Origin of the sequence: Oceanobacillus locisalsi, assembly GCF_042675985.1 — a bacterium.
Classification (GTDB): Bacteria; Bacillota; Bacilli; order Bacillales; family Amphibacillaceae; genus Oceanobacillus; species Oceanobacillus locisalsi.
This window is the reverse complement of record NZ_JBHTKK010000007.1, coordinates 105,475-123,449: the sequence shown is the minus strand read 5'-3', so window position 1 is coordinate 123,449 and position 17,975 is coordinate 105,475. Positions and strand designations below refer to the sequence as shown.

Annotated in this window: 12 protein-coding genes; 10 read left to right on the top strand and 2 right to left on the bottom strand. The window is 39.3% G+C overall.

Features of this window, described 5'->3' with window-relative positions; genetic code table 11:
• Position 1 precedes the first annotated feature (1 nt).
• The 7 genes from hutI (at position 2) to ACFQ19_RS08075 (ending at position 8,967) form a co-directional block, all read left to right on the top strand.
• Positions 2-1,231, top strand: a complete 1,230-nt coding sequence (gene hutI, locus ACFQ19_RS08105) for an imidazolonepropionase (RefSeq protein WP_379591588.1) — start codon at positions 2-4, stop codon at positions 1,229-1,231.
• Positions 1,228-2,241, top strand: coding sequence for an agmatinase family protein (locus ACFQ19_RS08100; RefSeq protein ID WP_379591574.1), 1,014 nt, complete (start codon positions 1,228-1,230; stop codon positions 2,239-2,241). Before hutI ends, ACFQ19_RS08100 begins: the two co-directional genes overlap by 4 nt.
• A gap of 77 nt (positions 2,242-2,318) precedes the next feature.
• Positions 2,319-3,656, top strand: coding sequence for a YjiH family protein (locus ACFQ19_RS08095; protein ID WP_379591573.1), 1,338 nt, complete (start codon positions 2,319-2,321; stop codon positions 3,654-3,656).
• A 277-nt stretch (positions 3,657-3,933) separates the two neighbouring features.
• On the top strand, positions 3,934-4,371 hold the full coding sequence (gene hutP / locus ACFQ19_RS08090; protein ID WP_379591572.1) for a hut operon transcriptional regulator HutP: 438 nt from the start codon (positions 3,934-3,936) through the stop codon (positions 4,369-4,371).
• Positions 4,372-4,522: 151 nt separating this feature from the next.
• Positions 4,523-6,046, top strand: a complete 1,524-nt coding sequence (gene hutH / locus ACFQ19_RS08085) for a histidine ammonia-lyase (RefSeq protein WP_379591571.1) — start codon at positions 4,523-4,525, stop codon at positions 6,044-6,046.
• A gap of 143 nt (positions 6,047-6,189) precedes the next feature.
• On the top strand, positions 6,190-7,503 hold the full coding sequence (locus ACFQ19_RS08080; protein WP_379591570.1) for a Na+/H+ antiporter family protein: 1,314 nt from the start codon (positions 6,190-6,192) through the stop codon (positions 7,501-7,503).
• Between the two features lie 333 nt (positions 7,504-7,836).
• Complete coding sequence (locus tag ACFQ19_RS08075; RefSeq protein ID WP_379591569.1) at positions 7,837-8,967, top strand: Fic family protein; 1,131 nt, start codon at positions 7,837-7,839, stop codon at positions 8,965-8,967.
• Between the two features lie 51 nt (positions 8,968-9,018).
• Here the strand turns inward: ACFQ19_RS08075 and ACFQ19_RS08070 are convergent, their stop codons facing one another.
• Positions 9,019-10,134 (bottom strand): nitric oxide synthase oxygenase, encoded by a 1,116-nt coding sequence (locus ACFQ19_RS08070; RefSeq protein ID WP_379591568.1) that lies wholly within the window; start codon positions 10,132-10,134, stop codon positions 9,019-9,021.
• Positions 10,135-10,392: 258 nt separating this feature from the next.
• Between ACFQ19_RS08070 and ACFQ19_RS08065 the strand changes: the two genes are divergently transcribed.
• Entirely contained in the window at positions 10,393-12,402 is a 2,010-nt protein-coding gene (locus ACFQ19_RS08065) for a putative bifunctional diguanylate cyclase/phosphodiesterase (protein ID WP_379591567.1), read from the top strand.
• 78 nt (positions 12,403-12,480) lie between these two features.
• Here ACFQ19_RS08065 and ACFQ19_RS08060 read toward each other — a convergent pair whose 3' ends face one another.
• Positions 12,481-13,626 carry a diguanylate cyclase gene (locus ACFQ19_RS08060; protein ID WP_379591566.1) on the bottom strand — a complete coding sequence of 382 codons (1,146 nt, stop codon included), beginning with the start codon at positions 13,624-13,626 and terminating at the stop codon, positions 12,481-12,483.
• A 433-nt stretch (positions 13,627-14,059) separates the two neighbouring features.
• On the opposite strand from ACFQ19_RS08060, the gene ACFQ19_RS08055 reads away from it, so the two are divergent.
• Both ACFQ19_RS08055 and ACFQ19_RS08050 read left to right on the top strand, forming a co-directional pair.
• The gene (locus ACFQ19_RS08055; RefSeq protein ID WP_379591565.1) at positions 14,060-14,236 is read left to right on the top strand and encodes a YjfB family protein; all 177 of its coding nucleotides are present in this window, start codon (positions 14,060-14,062) and stop codon (positions 14,234-14,236) included.
• Positions 14,237-14,447: 211 nt separating this feature from the next.
• Positions 14,448-17,921 (top strand): hypothetical protein, encoded by a 3,474-nt coding sequence (locus tag ACFQ19_RS08050; protein ID WP_379591564.1) that lies wholly within the window; start codon positions 14,448-14,450, stop codon positions 17,919-17,921.
• Positions 17,922-17,975: the final 54 nt, after the last annotated feature.

The following is a 17,975-nucleotide window of genomic DNA, read 5'->3' as shown; positions in this document are numbered from 1 at the left end:
CATGGCTGGACATTCTCATAAGCCTGCCAAAAAAGAGGCGATGTCTGATATAACAATTTTAGAACATGGGAGTATCTGGATAGAAGATGGCAACATTGTTGAGGTAGGTACAGACACAGAAATTCGCAAAAAATACCAAGAACAACTTGATTCTGCAACGGAAATTGATGCATCAGGCAAAACTGTCACACCTGGTTTGATTGATCCACATACGCATCTTGTTCATGCTGGAACACGTGAAAATGAATATGCCATGCGTTTAAAAGGAAAAACCTATATGGAGATTATGGAATCTGGCGGGGGAATTCATGCCACAACCCGTGCTACACAGTCTGCCAGCTATGAAACATTATATGAAGCGTCGAAAAAACGATTAGATAAGTTTTTATTACATGGTGTTACCACCGTTGAAGCAAAGAGCGGATATGGATTAACGCTTGAACATGAATTAAAACAGTTAGAAGTGGCAGAGCAGTTGCGGCAAAATCATCCGATGGATATTGTTTCTACATTTATGGGAGCGCATGCGGTGCCGCTGGATGAGAAAAAGAATCCGGAAACGTTTGTTACACGTGTCGTAGAAGAAATGATTCCGGAAGTGGCCGAAAGAAAACTGGCTACATTTAATGATGTATTTTGTGAGCGCGGTGTATTTACACCAGAACAATCAAAGCGTGTATTAGAAGCTGGTAAAAAACATGGACTGATTCCTAAAATTCATGCTGATGAGATTGAAGCCTATGCCGGAGCGGAATTAGCTGCAGGAGTGGGTGCCATTTCGGCGGATCATCTTCTGAAAGCCTCCGATGCAGGGATAAAGGCAATGGCGGAAAAAGGAGTTGTTGGTGTTTTATTACCTGGTACAGCATTTTTCTTAATGGCAGAATTTGCTCCTGCGAGGAAGATGATCGATGCAGGGGTTGCTGTGGCATTATCAACGGATCAAAATCCAGGATCTTCTCCTACCATTTCCTTGCCGTTTATCATGAATTTAGGCTGTCTGAAGATGAATATGACACCTGAAGAAGTGTTGACTGCAACGACGATCAATGCGGCACATGCTATTGGTGTTGCGGATGAAGCGGGGAGCCTGGAAGCAGGGAAAAAAGCAGATATTACGATTTTTGATGTTCCCAATTATTTAACGTTATCGTATCAATATGGCATGAATCATGTGGATACGGTTATAAAATCTGGGAAGCAGCTTGTCGTGGAGGGGCAGTTACAATGAGTCACTATCCTTACCCAATGCTGCAGAGGCCCAGTATGATATGGACGAAAGAAACGGATAAAACAAGAGATTTAAAGGTGCATGAATGGATTGAAACGATTGGAGATACCGAGGTGGACTGGTCTCCATATGATGTGACGATCCTTGGTGTTCCGCTTTCTAAATCTTCTATCAGTACATCAGCAGCCAGTGAAAATCCAGACGCGATGCGGCAAGCATGGAAATCCTTTGGTACGTACAATCTGGATGAAGATATAGATTTGGCAGCGTTAAAGGTAGTTGATTTAGGAGATGTGAAGCAGCATGTAACAGCCATCGCCTCTTCCCACCGAAATATTGAAGAGGCAATGGCTGCAATAAGAAGTCATCATCCACACACTCTACCGATTACGATGGGCGGTGATCACTCCATCACGGCTAGGCTGGTAAAGGGGTGGAAAGAGGCGCATCCTAAGGAGACAATTGGAATTTTACAAATTGACTCTCATTTTGATTTACGTGATCTGAAAATATTTGGTCCGGCAAATGGTACCCCAATCCGAAATATTATTGAGAGTGGTACGGTTAAAGGAGAGCATATCCACACCATTGGGCTCCATGGTTTCTTTAACGCAAAAGAACTAAAATACGTTGCAAATCGAAATGGGATTCGTTATATGACTATGAAGCAGGCACGCAAAGAAGGTGTAGAGCGAGTTATTGCGTATGCATTAGAACAGCTGAATCAACAAGTAGATACGATCTATTTAACGGTAGATATGGATGTATTAGACATTGTACATGGCCCTGGGACACCGGCAGCAGCGCCAGGCGGGATGTATACAGAAGAATTATTTGATGCTGTTCAGCTTGCCGGAGAACATCCGAAAGTCAAAGCGATGGATATTGTTTGTCTGGATCCGAGAAAAGATGTTGCACAAATTACGGTGAAAAATGCCGTTCATACGATGTTGTCGTTTTTGACTGGATATTGTAAGAGGGGAGAAAAGGGCGATTATCGCAATAACTAAGCCAATGAAGATAAAGGTTTTGTTATGGGAGTATATTGTTAACAGACTAAATTCAAATAAAAAAGGTTGGGTGTAAAATGAGAGAGAGTCAAACGACTAAATATGATGTTGATGATGATTATAAGAATAATCGTAAAAATATTATCAAATTCAGCATTTATAGTTTAATAGGTGGATTTATGTTTTTTATTCCCATAACGATTAACGGAAATACTTCCATTATGCTAGACCACATGGTAACTTTCATTCGAAATACTTTTCCCACTTTTGTACCTTATTATTTATTAATAGTTATTGCTTTGGGTGCGATTTATCCTTTTATTAATGGTACATGGAATAAAGGTAAGGTAAATACAGTTTTATCTTTTTTTAAACTTTTAGGATTAGTCGCTGCTCTAATGATTGTTTTGAATATTGGCCCAGCTTGGTTATTTAATCCAGATATGGGCCCTTTCATATTCAATAGTCTAGTTACACCTGTTGGTATTCTCGTTCCCATTGGTGCAATATTCCTTGCGCTTATCGTAAGTTATGGATTTCTGGAATTTATTGGGGTGTTAATGCAAAGAATTATGAAGCCTGTTTGGAAAACTCCCGGCCGTTCTGCAATTGATGCAGTTGCTTCATTCGTTGGCAGTTATTCAATTGGATTACTGATAACAAATCGTGTATACAAAGAAGGAAAATATTCAGTTAAAGAGGCTTCCATTATTGCAACTGGATTCTCTACTGTTTCTGTTACATTTATGGTCGTTGTTGCTAACACATTAGGTTTAATGGATATTTGGAACTTGTATTTCTGGTCAACTCTTATCATCACATTTTTAGTAACGGCAATTACTGTACGGTTATGGCCGCTGAATAAAATGAGTAATGAATATTACAATGGGGCTAAACCTCAATATGAAGAAGTAATTAAAGAACACCGCTTAAAGGTAGCATGGGGGCAAGCGATGGAAGTTGCTGATAATGCACCGAGTTTATTTAAAAATATTAAAATGAATTTTAAGGATGGAATGGTAATGACGATGGCAATTTTGCCATCTATTATGTCTATTGGCTTACTTGGACTGGTGTTAGCAGAATATACACCAATCTTTGATATTGTTGGTTATATTTTTTATCCTTTCACATGGTTAGTGCAATTACCGGAGCCTTTATTAGCAACAAAAGCCGCTTCCATGGGAATTGTAGAAATGTTTTTACCTGCTCTAATGGTGACGGAAGCAGTTTTAATTACGAAGTACGTAATAGCGGTAGTATGTATTTCTTCTATCATCTTTTTCTCAGCTGTTGTACCAGTTATTTTATCAACAGACATTCCCATTAGTATTCCAAAGCTAATTGTAATATGGTTTGAAAGAGTTGTATTAACTATTTTGATTGCTGCTCCAGTGGGATATTTATTACTTTAAGGTAAAACGAATCATTTTAATAAAATTCCAAGCAATTACGGTTCCTAAATTTATTGCAGAGAACAGATTATAAAAATCCCACTGAATGAAATTTCGTTCGATAATAGGTTATCAAAAAGGAAAAGAGATCATATAAATATAACAGGGAAGTATCAAAAATTCTTTTTCGTTAAAAATTAAATACTAATAAAATAATTGACTATTAACACTATTCAGATCATAATTAAAGGTAATTAGTAGTTAACAGTTTATTTTGAAAATAAAAAGGAGCGTTTACATGTCGCAAAAAATTCGCATTGGAAAAATTGCAACGTTACTTGCTATGTTAGATGAAAATGAATATAGCTCCTTTGAATCCATATTTGATGAGGTGGATACATGTCTTGGGAAAGTGGGATCCATGAATATGCAGAAAGTTATTTCCGCAGTAGAAACAGCAGTTAAAAGAAGCGGATTAATTGAAGAAGGGGTTTATCGAGAAACCCACGCATTATACCATACAATTGTTGAGGCGCTTGAAGGTGTAACCAGAGGACAATTGGCGATTGGAGAGACAATGCGGACAGTAGGCCTTCGCTTTGTTGTTGTACGCGGAGAACCATATGCAGAGGAAAAAGAAGGAGAATGGATAGCCGTTGCCTTTTACGGGACAATTGGAGCGCCTATAAGGGGATTGGAACATGAAGCGGTTGGTTTGGGAATTAATCACATTTAACAATCAAATATGAAATCATGACCTATAGTAACGAGTTGTTAGGAGGTGATGATGGCTTACTTTGGTATGCCGTTATCACCTCTTTTTGATGTTTTTAGAGAAAATCACTTTAACAGAAGAAAAACAAATCGATAAGAGGGAGGAATAAACTATGATTGAATTAACAGGACATTCTTTAACAATTGATCAAATGAAAAGAATTCTGATTGCTGAAGAAAAAGTGTCTATTTCAGAAAATAGTATGGAGGAAGTTTATGAGAGCAGATGTGCTGTAGAACAAATTGTAGCTGATAAAGAAACGGTATATGGAATTAATACAGGCTTTGGAAAATTTAGTGATGTGATTATCAATCAAAAAGATGTAGAAAATTTGCAATTAAATTTAATCCGTTCCCATGCATGCGGAGTTGGTGACCCGTTTCCGGAGATTGTATCACGCGCCATGATGGTACTGCGCTTAAATGCATTGATAAAAGGTTTTTCAGGAGTTCGCGGGGAATTAGTGGAATTACTAGCTGAATTGATTAATAAAAGCATTCATCCAGTCATTCCGCAACAAGGATCTTTAGGAGCATCTGGCGACTTAGCTCCATTGGCTCATTTAGCACTTGTTTTAATTGGAGAAGGAAAGGTTTATGACAATTCCGGAAAAATAATTGATTCAGCTGCCATTTTTTCTGAAAAAGAGGTGCAACCGATTACTTTGCAAGCGAAAGAAGGGCTGGCGCTTATCAATGGAACGCAGGCAATGGTTGCCAAGGGGGTGGTCAATTATATAGAAGCGGAACAACTTGCTTTTGACAGTGAATGGATTGCTGCGATGACAATGGAAGGATTAGAAGGTATTGTTGACGTCTTCCATCCTGCAATACATGAAGCAAGGGGTTATCCTCAACAAGTGGATGTAGCAAAAAGAATGCAGGAATGGTTAGAAGGTAGCAAACTGACCACTAGGCAAGGTGAAAAGCGAGTACAGGATGCTTATTCCCTGCGTTGTATTCCACAAGTGCATGGTGCGTCATGGCAAGCACTTGATTATGTGAAGGAAAAACTGGAGATTGAGATGAATGCGGCTACGGATAATCCACTTATTTTTGAAGAAGGAAAAGTTGTTATTTCGGGTGGGAATTTTCATGGTCAGCCAATCGCATTTGCAATGGACTTTTTGAAGATTGCTGTTGCAGAATTAGCAAATATATCTGAACGGCGTACTGAACGATTAGTAAATCCACAGTTAAATGAGTTACCTGCCTTTTTAAGCCCGGAACCCGGCTTACAATCAGGCGCAATGATTATGCAATATGCTGCAGCTTCACTTGTATCAGAAAATAAAACATTAGCACATCCGGCAAGTGTAGATTCCATTCCGTCTTCTGCTAATCAAGAGGATCATGTCAGCATGGGAATGACGGCATCACGACATGCAGGAATGATGATACAGAATGCGCGGCGTGTATTGGCGATTGAATGTATTTGTGCCCTACAAGCAGTAGAATATCAAGGAGTAGAAAATGTATCACCAAAATTAAAGAAAAAATGGGAGAAAATGCGAGGTTTTATTCCGAGTATCACTAAAGATAGAGTATTTTCAGAAGATATAGAGAAGGTTAATCAAGTATTAAATCCGCTACATCAAAACAATAGCGTTTTAGAAAAAGAAATTTGTATTAAATAAATAAAAAAGAGACAGCACTCATAGGTATTTATGAAGGGCGTAAAGCTGTCTCTTCTTTTTTTAAAAAAATGATAGCGCTATCATGAGAGGTTGCCTCGCATGATACCTCATAAATACTTGAAAAATAAAGGGGGAGTTGGGAGATGCTTACAAATGCAGTTTTAGTAAGTGTGCTTGTGATGGTAGTGGTAAGTTTATTTCGTGTCAATGTTTTGTTCGCTATTATTCTTGCAGCTTTAACGGCGGGTTTAATGTCTGGAATGAGTTTAGCGGAAGCAGCAGAACTAATGGTATCGGGAATGGGGGGACAGTCAAATACAGCATTAAGTTATGTTCTGCTCGGTATATTTGCTGTAATGATTGGTTTATCAGGTATTACAACAACACTTGTAAATAAGATGTTAATCCTCTTTAAGGGCAAAAAAACAGCCTTAGTTTTGACGATTGCTGGGATTGCTTGCTTATCGCAAAATATAATACCTGTACACATTGCTTTTATACCTATTTTGATTCCACCATTGTTAGGTTTATTTAATAAATTGAAATTAGATAGGCGAGCAGTTGCTGCAGCTTTAACATTTGGACTTAAAGCTCCATATATGACAATACCAGTAGGGTTTGGTTTAATATTTCAAGGCATTATTAGGGATGAAATGATAGCGAATAACATGGCTATCAGTTTGAATGAAGTAACAATATCTATGTTGATACCTGGGGCAGGGATGGTAGTAGGATTATTTGTGGCAATTTTTATCACATATCGTAAAGATCATCTGCCTAAGGAGGGGAATCCGAACGAAGCAAATACAGAAGTTGCCTATACGCAAGAAGGGAGGACATGGGGATTTTATCAATGGATGACGATTGTTGGAATTATCGTAGCTTTGGTAACACAGCTTATAACGGAATCGCTTATCCTTGGAGCATTGGCTGGAATCATTGTCTTATTTGTAACTAGAGTGATAAAAATGAACGAGAACGAAAAAGTTGTCCAACAGGGTATTGGAATGATGGGAATGATCGCTTTTATTATGCTAGTTGCTTCTGGTTATGCAACTGTATTACAAGAAACTGGAGATATTGAACAATTGGTTGAACAGGCAATTTCCATGGTTGGCACATCATCGTTTCTTATTGCTACAACAATGTTGGTGGTTGGATTATTCATCACAATGGGGATTGGTACATCGTTTGGTACGATTCCTATCTTGGCAGCATTATATGTTCCAATCTGTGCAGCAGCTGGGTTATCTCCCTTGGCAACCGCAGCACTTATTGGGACAGCAGGTGCCATGGGAGATGCAGGATCACCTGCTTCAGACAGTACGCTTGGACCGACTGCTGGGTTAAATGCTGATGGAAGACATCATCATATATGGAATACTTGTGTACCTACCTTTTTGCATTACAATATTCCTCTGTTTATTTTTGGTGTAATCGCAGCAGTTATTTTATAAGATGAAGTTTTCTGGATGATTATATCTTTGATACATTTTGTATATGCATGGAGTCCTTCTTAGCTTGAATCTTATGTCTGGCTATGAGGACTCTTTTTTATTTTTGAGAACACCAAATAAAAACGCCCCTATAACTTCACATCTGTACGAAACAATCCGATATACTATCTAACAGCAACAAACAAATAAATATAAACGTTTTATCAGAGTAGATACACCTATTTCTTATTTGAAATATGATATTATACATTTTAACGCAAATTATTGTTATAATTGCGTTATATAAAAGGTATAATGAATAATAACTAAAAAATAATGAGAAAGTGTGTTTATATGGTGAAAAAAGGTGTAAGTAAGCTCCCAATTGGAGTGTCCACCAGTCAAGCATTAAAGATATTAGAAAAGCTGCCAATGATTTCGAGGAAAATCGGAGCATTAGAAGAGAGGTTCCGATCACCGCTTGTTAGTACGCACCTTATTGAATTGCTATCTTTAAATGAATCGGTTGAATCTACGAGAATTGAAGGTACACAGGTGACATTTACAGATATGGTTGAAGAAATACATGATACGAAACCGAGAAAAGAAATTATAGAAGTAACGAATTATCACCGTGCTTTAATGGAAGGTTATCATCAAATCACTATAGGTTACCCTATTAGTACACGAATGATAAAAGATTTACACAAGATTTTGATGGAGGATGCAAGAGGGTCAAAACAAGCTGCGGGTGATTACCGGAAAATACAAAATTTTATTGGCCCCTCGAATAGAATTGAAGAGGCAAGTTATATCGCGGTTTCAGCGGAAGATATTGCATCTTTTATGCATAATTTAGAGTTATTTATCAATGGTCATCCATATGGCGGAACATTGTCTAAAGAGCATATATCATCAGATTCATATTGTTTTGATGAAAATGCAAATGAATTAATTAAAACAGCAATTATTCATGCGCAATTTGAATCGATTCATCCTTTTTTAGATGGAAATGGCCGTTTAGGAAGAATTCTTATCGTTTTACATCTTATTCAGTCAAAGATGATTAGTAAACCTACTTTTTTTGTAAGTGAAGAGCTTGAAAAAGAAAAAGCACGTTATTACGATATGTTGAATGCCACCAGGGGAGAAAATCCGGAATGGGGTGACTGGATTCTCTTTTTTATACAGGCAAGTGAGCGGATGGCAGATCAATTAAATCATAAGTTATATCAAGCTGAAAAACTTGCTGAAGATGGGTTGAAAAAGTGTGAAACCAATTCAGAGAAAACCATGTGGCTGTATACATTTCAAGATCCATTTACTACTGTGAAAGGGGCTTCCGCGCAAACCAAAATATCTGCCAATGCTGCACGTCAAGCATTGAACCGCTTAGTCGATAAAGAATTGTTATTTACCGAAAAAGATGTAAAACGTAATAAAAAATACAGAAACTATGATTTAATGCGTATATTAAGAGGCTGATGGAACACAAATGCTGGTTCACTTCCTGCCAGTGAACCAGCACATAACTTGTCACCCATGAAACGGACAACCCTCCCCGCGCCGGCCGCCCCTATCCTGGTAAAAGAAATTCGGCTTTTTCCATTCATTGTTGTACGGCTGATGCCAGACATGTGTGGTTGCCGGGGAGACAGGCGGGATAAGCCAGGTCCATTTTCCGGTTATGTCGCGTTCTGCTTTTGCTTCCTGCGTTTCAAAAACGCGAAATTGGGATGCGGCGGTGTGATGATCGACGATGGATACACCTTGTTTTTTAAAGGAATGCAGTACCATTTCGTTCAATTCAATAAGCGCGCGGTCTTGCCATAAATTACTGGCGTGCTTTGTATTTAAGCCCATGATTTCTGCCATTTTCGGCAGCAGATTATAGCGGTGTTCATCTGCAAAGTTTCTGGCCCCAATCTCTGTTCCCATATACCAGCCGTTAAAAGGGGCAGCTATGTAATGCAGTCCGCCAATTTCCAGGCGCATATCGGTAATAACCGGAATAGCGTACCATTTTAAATGCAGGTCGGCTACGGCTTCATAGGTTGGATGTTCCATTGGAATTTCGGGAATCAATACGTCTGGGATTTCTCGCCAGACAGGCGGCTGATTGCCAATTTGAATCACAAGAGGCAAGATGTCAAAATGGGTTCTTTTGCCTTGCCAGCCTAATCGCTCACATATTTTTGTGAATGCCAGCGAATCGGAATCACCGATCATCCCTTCTTCTGTTTCATAGCCGGCATAGCGCAGCAATTGATGGTTCCAGATGGTCACGGTTTCTTCTTTTGCTGAGGTGGCTGGAAAGATCGTGATATAGGGTTTAATTCTTCCTTGGTTAAAGGCGTTTTTCAAATGATTGAACAGGAATTCGAATATTTCTTCCTCTGAATTTGCGGTTCTGGCGTCAACAATCTCCAGCCGTTCCCAGAACAGTCTGCCGATGCAGCGATTTGAATTTCGCCATGCCAGTTTTGCTCCGTAGGCCATTTCCTCGTATGTTTGTGTATACGTCCCGCTTGTATGTATTTCTGCTGTGGCTTCCTCGATTCGGGCCTGTGCATTTTCTGCAGAAGCGCCGGTTTCTTCGTAATAGGTTGTTAAGAAAGCTGCTGCTTCCTGCTGCATTTTTTCTTTACTCAATGAGATACCTCCGATGTTCGTAACGCATTATCTTCTGATTTTATTGTAACGGAGAGAGGAAGCAAATGCTATGTTTGTAGTGAATAAGTAAAAAGGATGAGGATCTATTAGATTGTTATTTGGGTTTTAGCAGTTTTTGTCAAATGATAAAAAATGAAGACAGTAAAAAATGTTTATTTCGACAAAATATATGTTTTTCGCGTCTTTACATGATATATTGATACTAGCGTGCACAGTCGATGTGAGGAGGAAGTAATTTTGGCTCAGATTGTATTTACCATTAAGGATAAGAAAATATATTTTACAGAAGGTATGTCACAAGATGTACTGGATGAGTCGAAAGGTATCATTTCTGGAGGAGATTATAAAGAAGTGCTTTCTGCCTATATCGGCTTGCAGAGTGCGGAAGAATTTTCAAAGCTTGTTCATGGCGAAGAGGAACAGGTTCATTTTAATGCAACTTTTGGAAAACAGCACGGTGAATTCCTGCTGTTACATGTGTCCGGCTATTCTGTCAAATCAGGCAATAGTATGGAAATATTCGGTATTATCTCAGATGAGCGAGAAGCAAATAATCAATTGATGATCGCTTTAAAAGAGCTGTCCGATATTAAATATGCTTTAGATCAGTCTGTGATTCTAGCAATAACAGATCGGCAGGGAAAGATTATACATGCCAATACACATTTTAGCGCAATATCCGGTTACTCTCCCAGTGAATTAATCGGAAGCACCCATCAGTTGATTAATTCGGGGTATCATTCGAGAGCGTTCTTTAAAGAAATGTGGCGGAAGATTGGTTTTGGCGGTGTTTGGAATGGGGAGATCAGAAACCGTGCAAAAGATGGTTCTTTTTATTGGGTAGATACGACGATTATTCCGGTGAAGGATGCTAAAGGAAAACCGATACAGTATATTGCCATGCGTTATGATATTACGGATAAGAAAAAAAATCAGGAAAAAATTCGTATGATGGCTTATTATGATCATTTGACAGGCGTGGCCAATCGGCGTAAATTTGATGATCTTTTAACTCAAAAAATTGCATTTTCTGCAGAGAATGATATGAAATTTGGCATCATGTTTGTGGACTTAGACGGTTTCAAATACGTCATTGATACGCTGGGAAATATCGCAGGTGATGAATTACTTATCGCCGTTGCCCGCCGTTTGGAAAAGATAATTGGCGAGCGGGGGATCGCTGCCAGACTAAGCGGGGATGTTTTTGCCGTCTTGATTGATTCGATCGCTGCTCCAAAAGGAATGCAATGCTTTGCAGAAGCGATTATTACCAGTTTTAAAGAACCTTTTGCGATCAATGCATACCAGTTAAATATGACTGCTAGTGTTGGTATCGCTACTTATCCCGAGGCCGGTTCAGATACGTCTACGATGATGAAGCATGCGGATTTGGCTATGTATCGTGTGAAAAACAGGTCTAAAAACGATTATGAATTTTTTGATAGGGAAATGAAAATCTCTAATCAACGGGCTTTTCAAATTAAAAATGATTTAAGAATGGGCTTGGAAAACAATCAATTTTATATGGTGTATCAGCCTAAAGTTTCTCCGGAAGAGGGCATCGTCACCAGCTGTGAAGCGCTGATACGCTGGAAGCATCCTGATTTTCAAGAGATTTCTCCTGGGGAATTCATCCCTTTGGCGGAAGAATTAGGGATGATTAATGATATTGGCGATTGGGTGATAGAAAATGTCTGCAGGCAGCTGCAGCAATGGGAATCGCTTGGATACGACCTGCTTCCGGTGTCTATTAACTTATCCTCGAGTCAGTTTTTGCAAGTGAATTTTACAGAAAAATTCTGGTCTCATCTCCAAACATACCGCGTTCATCCAGCTTGGATCCAAATTGAAATTACGGAAAGTCTCTTTATTGATAATATGAAATATGTCCAGCAAATTTTAGAAACAATGAAGGAGCAGGGGATTAAGGTGGCGCTGGATGATTTTGGAACGGGTTATTCTTCCTTGGCGTACTTGCAAAAGCTGGATTTAGATATTTTGAAGATTGATAAGTCTTTGATTCGCGGGATTTCCAATGTTTCTACCAAAAAAGAAATAGCGACAACCATTGTTCAGCTTGGAAAGAGCCTTGGCATGAAGGTAGTTGCGGAAGGGGTAGAGAACAAAGATGAAATGGAGATTTTATGTCGATATGATATTGATGAAATCCAAGGTTATTACTACAGCAAACCGCTAACTGTTCCAGCAATGTCGGAAATATTAAAGACGAAAAAGATAGTTCCATAAAGGCTCTCCGGCTATTTTATGGAATATTCTACGAAAAGTTATGGTAACCCATGGAAAAGAAAATCATCCCAGGAATCTTTATGATTCTTTTTGGGATGACGTAATATTGGAGTATATTTGGTTTTTTCCTGCATGTTTAGCTTTATATAAGGCTTCATCCGCCTGCTGGATGATTTGCTGATAATGGCTGCATGTATCCGGATAGGTTGCAGCACCAATGGAAACCGTCACATGTATGTACCGATTCTTAGAAATTTGAAAAGAGTGCTCCGCGACTTCCTCTCTGATTCTCTCAGCAACTTCTAACCCGTTAGTAATGCCGCAGTTTGGCAGAATAATCAAAAATTCATCTCCGCCATGGCGAAAGGCTTTATCCAAAGAGCGGGTGTTCTTTGCTAAAATGTTGCTAAACTGTGTTAAAAGCTGATCACCATCGGGATGGCCATAGGTGTCATTTATCTCTTTAAATTGATCTATATCCAATGTTAATATGGTCAGCTTTTCCTTTTTTGTAACGGCTCTGTCAATGGATTTCTCCCAGATAGCTGCAAATGAACGCATATTTTGCAGTCCCGTCAAAAAGTCAGTTGATACTTCTTCTTTATACCTCGATAAAAGCATCTCTGTTTTTTTCATATAGTTGGTGAAAAAGAGAGCAGTCAGCCCGCCTGCAAAGGATATCAAGCAATACATCGGTAAAAAAGTTATCAGATAAAAATAATGGTTACTAAAATGGAACATCGTAAAAATAGCAAATACCACATTTGAATATAGAATCATGATAATTGCTTTTCGATAAGTTCCTTTTTCCTTGTCAGGCTGGTACAGTTTATAAATCAATTGAAAACCGGCAAGCAGGGCGATCACGATAAACATTGCGGATACAGAAAAGTCTGACATGCCTCCAATCATAAATCTGCCAATAATCAAGACGATACCGGCAATCACAGCTGGAAAGAATCCGTTAAACAGAAGCACCAGCATAATCGGTACAAAACGTAAGTCAACGAGGATATTTTCTGCCATCTCAATGGAGAATACGATTAATATAACACTGGCTAATCCACAAATAACTCCATCTATGATTCCCTTTTGCCAAAACGGCATGGCAGCTATATTTAATTTGGATCGCAGCGGTATGTACAAAATCGTTAAAGTGATAATAATGCATAGATTAATAAAAAAATCATCAAAAAAGTAAAATAGTATATTTCCGTTTATCAAACGGTTTCCTCTCCTTTATTCTACAATCAAGCTTTTTCTGGAGGTGTAACATTTTTAATATGTATGTCATTTTATAAATAATAGAAGCTGTTTCTTTTCAGAGATGAATAGACAGCTATTACCGGTTCAGAATTTGCTTTTATCACCTGATAAGATGCATAACGAGACTTCCTGGTAACTGATTCTTTGGAAATAGTTCTATATTCTATTATTAAGATTTTATCATGAATCTTTATACTTACCAAGCTATCCGCTAGATTTTATTTAATCCTGCATATAGATCGACTGATTTCATTCTTGGAGCTTTGTTGAAAAAGGGTATGTTTTCTCGCTTTTGTCTCTTTCCTTTTTAAAAGAAATATACGTTATTTCTCTGAAAACTATGTTAAAATAAAGCTAATCAATAATTCTCTCAAAGCGAGGTGAATGATAAGTGGACGTCGGAAAAATGTCTATGATCATGAGTCAGGCTAATTTGCAGACACAGATGTCTTTCAGTTTAATGGGAAAAGTCATGGATCATGCGGAAACGCAAAATGCGGAGATGGTTAAAATGCTGGATCAGCCGCAACATCCGGACTTAGGACATTCCATTGATGTGCAGGCCTGATTGTTTCGATTTGTGTGTGTACCGTAAAAGCAATGTCCCCGCTTTCATGTAAAGGTGAAGTGGGGATTTTACATTCCCTGTTTTCATAGGATATAACAGCAAGATGCTTCATCTTTAAAAAAGGGGCGTGATCATTATTTCCAATTCAAAAAGCCGAGCCCAGATTCTTCAAGAAGAATTAATTGAATTATTAAAAAGAGATTTAATCAGTATGGAAGATTATAAGCGCATCTTAACCGCTCATCAGGAATATGCGCGACAGATAGATGAACCAGTGGATGAGGAAGGAGAAGATGCGCTTCAAGATTTGTATCAGACTGCTGAACAGCTTCAGCCTGATGAAGAAGGGCAATCTCCTGCTGCCAAGTCTGGCAAAGAACGAATGACGCGGTTTTTACAGGGAGATCAGGATAAAAAAGATTGGCTGAATGCGCCAGAGGAGCAGGAAGGAGCAAAACCAAAGAAAGAGAAGCCGGTACGGGAGCCGAAGACGGCGGAGCAAGTCCGGGAAAGAAACATTACTTGGCTGCTTATTTTAGGGGTTTCTTTTCTGCTGATTAGCGGACTTGTGGTAGCTACCAGTTCCTGGGACCAGATGGGGCCTTTGTTAAAGGTTGCCGCATTGCTTGGTGTTGCGGTTTTCTTTTTAGCATTGAGCGGTTTATCTTCCCGCTTTCTTAAAATCGAAAAGACGGCATTTGCATTTTTGACACTGGGCAGTTTATTGTTGCCGATAGCGATTATCGGGATTGGATTTTTCGGATTGTTTGGCGAGTACCTCACGTTAACCGGAGAGGGGCGTTATTGGCTGGGAATACTGTGTACGCTGGTTCCGCTTCCGTTGTATGCATGGAATGCTTATAAGACAAGGGCCAAGTTATTTGTGTGGATTTTTTATTTATTCTTATCTTTTTTTATCGGTTTTTTCCTTGCAGCATTGCAAATACCGGTAGATATGTTCTTTTTCTTGATGATGCTGTACAACGGTATTTTGTTAGTGGTATATCATCGTTTTCAGAAGAAGGAGCAGAAGGTGCTTCGCGTCTTTTTACCTGAATTGCCTGCTTATGCACAGTTGAATCTGATTGTCTCCACGTTATTGATGCTGTTTGTTTATAATCAGGCAGTGTTTTACAGTTTTAATGTGCTTTTAACGGCTTTTCTATATATGGCCATGGTGTTTGTATACCAGACAAAAGGGTATCAGTTCGTGTTTGTCGCTCTATTTGCTTATGGCATTTATCAGCTGACAGAGAATTCTATATTGTATACCGCAGATTCGTTGATTTATGCACTTATGGGTGCAGCATATTTAGGATTTGCCTATGTGATGCGGAAAGACCGTTTTGCGCGTAATATTTTTTACTATACGAGCGGGATTATTTCAGGTTTTGCTTTTCTATATATCAGTTTTCAAGGTCTGGTAGTCCGGGCAGACGGGGATTCTTGGTTTATGCTGCTTGCCTACATCGTTATTGCGGGAACATATGTCTATTTAGCAGAGGTGACGAAGCGGGGCGTGTTCCGATGGATAGCTCCTGCCTTCTTTATGGCGATTGGTATTCAATTTTGGTCGTTAATCATTGAACCGTTCTTCCCGGAAAGTATACTTAACTTTATCTTTTTCTATATGGTGATATTATTTTTGTCGATTGGTTTTCAAAATCGTGTTCCGTATATGCAAGCTGTACAGAAAAGTATGTATTTCTGGTCCATGCCGGTGGTCGGAATAACGATATTACTGAAGCTCTTATTGCTTGAATTTGTTGGTATCGCAATTATGTTTGCTATTCTTGGTGCCATTGCATTATATATGACGCTTGTATCGAAAAAACCGTTAGAAAAGCGTATTACTGCCTGGGCAGTTCCAATACATTGGCTTTTGGCTATGTATATACTCTACTTTGAATTTGCGGAAAACTCCTATGTTTACCGAAACCAGCTGGATATTCCGTTTCAGCTGGCGACAGCGGGGGTGATTCTGCTCGGTATCAGCCTTATCTGGAAGCAGAGAAAGCAGCAGGAATTGACACGTACAACTTTTTATACTGGGCAGGGAAGCTATCTGTTAGCGATGCTTTTACTGTTTGCAGATTTTGCTGGGGATGACATATTTGTAAGACCTGTACTGTTGTTTATCGGAATCGGGGTAATGTACTGGCTTGTCCGTTTTACGGGGCAGCAAATGCTTTGGAGCTTGGTTACGACGGTAAGTTTAGGCTTTTATGTCGCGTTATTAAGTTCATTTTCAATCGATACGTTATCGGGTTTTGTCTGGTTTATGCTTGGTCTGCCTATCATCTTTTTGGCAGTGGAACATTATTTAGGAAAATGGGATGCACATGTAAAGCCTTATTTCTTTTATTTTGCACAGGCTGTACTTTTATTTTTAGTTCTTCTCATCGCAGGAGATAGTGCAGCTCAGCCGCTTCTTCATCCGGCGGTCTGGCTCGTTCCGCTTCTTATTTATGTTTATACAGTATGGGCAAAGGAAAAGGAATGGCAGATAAAAGTCGCTTTATATGCCGGACTCCTGATGCTGGTTGGTGCGGTGGTTTCTTTCATTTCACATTATGAACTATTGTCAGATTTCTCGCTTATCTACGCCTGGCTGGTTGCCGGGCTGATGATAACTGCCATTTGGTTAGGTATGCCTGCCATATGGAAACGCCGTATCGACTGGTTTTTGATTCCGTATTTAAATCTGGTTCTGGCCATGGGCGTACTTCTGGCAGTTGTCCAGGAATTTTGGCAGCTCATCAGCTTTGTTGGACTGATTGTCTTGATTTCCTATTTCCTTCATAAGCGGAAGGGCACCGTATTTCTTGTTGTTCCTTTATTCTTCTCCGTCTATTTATGGCAAATGCAAGGAGTGTTTGAGGGCGCAGTTGATTTATGGCTGATTTATAACGTTGGATTTGGTGTTTTAGCAGCTGCTGGAAGCTATTTATTTACAAAATTGTATGAGGCACATGAGGGGAGACTGCAAGCTGTTGATTGGTATTCGCTGATGGCAGTTGCCTATCTGATTTCTGCATTGCAGTGGGCAGGAGATCTGGATAATATTTGGCTGACTGTGATGCCGCTTATCTTGTTCGCTTCCTGGTTTTTCTTGCAGATGAATCGTATTGACCACAGTATGCCGCGGAAAATATGTATTACGATTGGCGGCCTGGCTTGGTTAGCACCTTACTATTTGCTGCTTGGTCATTATAGCGATGCGGTTCCAAAAGTCATTTATGGGGAACTGCAAGCCTTGCCGATCCTTGCTTTGGCGATTCTGCTGTCTAAGAAAACATGGCATAATCATGGAGCGCTTATGCGGCATATCCAGACTGTGCTGCTGATTATGATTACGATATATTTAATTGCCGATGCCATCCAAAGCGGGACGATTCTGGATGCATTGATTATCGGTATTCTATCCATTGTGTCCTTACTTGCAGGGATGCATTACCAGTTGAAATCCTATTTCTTTGTCGGGATCGGCACATTGCTATTTAATGTGATTTATCAGACACGGCCATATTGGGGCAATCTTCCATGGTGGGCGTATCTGCTTATTGCCGGTATATTATTTATCGCTATTGCGAGTTACAATGAATGGAAAAAACAACGTGACGGGGAAGGGAAGGTGGAGAAAAAGCTGAAGCAAATGATTTCTCGTTTGAAAGAATGGAATTGAATAGAGCAGTTTGGAGATACTATAAAATATAGCATTTCCAAACTGCTTTATATA

What these genes read in the sequence shown, in the direction of transcription:
- hutH (WP_379591571.1), top strand. Translation starts at nt 4,523, where the DNA reads ATGATTGAATTAACAGGACATTCTTTAACAATTGATCAAATGAAAAGA.
- ACFQ19_RS08080 (WP_379591570.1), top strand. Translation starts at nt 6,190, where the DNA reads ATGCTTACAAATGCAGTTTTAGTAAGTGTGCTTGTGATGGTAGTGGTA.
- ACFQ19_RS08050 (WP_379591564.1), top strand. Translation starts at nt 14,448, where the DNA reads ATGGAAGATTATAAGCGCATCTTAACCGCTCATCAGGAATATGCGCGA.
- ACFQ19_RS08100 (WP_379591574.1), top strand. Translation starts at nt 1,228, where the DNA reads ATGAGTCACTATCCTTACCCAATGCTGCAGAGGCCCAGTATGATATGG.
- hutP (WP_379591572.1), top strand. Translation starts at nt 3,934, where the DNA reads ATGTCGCAAAAAATTCGCATTGGAAAAATTGCAACGTTACTTGCTATG.
- ACFQ19_RS08095 (WP_379591573.1), top strand. Translation starts at nt 2,319, where the DNA reads ATGAGAGAGAGTCAAACGACTAAATATGATGTTGATGATGATTATAAG.
- hutI (WP_379591588.1), top strand. Translation starts at nt 2, where the DNA reads ATGGCTGGACATTCTCATAAGCCTGCCAAAAAAGAGGCGATGTCTGAT.
- ACFQ19_RS08075 (WP_379591569.1), top strand. Translation starts at nt 7,837, where the DNA reads ATGGTGAAAAAAGGTGTAAGTAAGCTCCCAATTGGAGTGTCCACCAGT.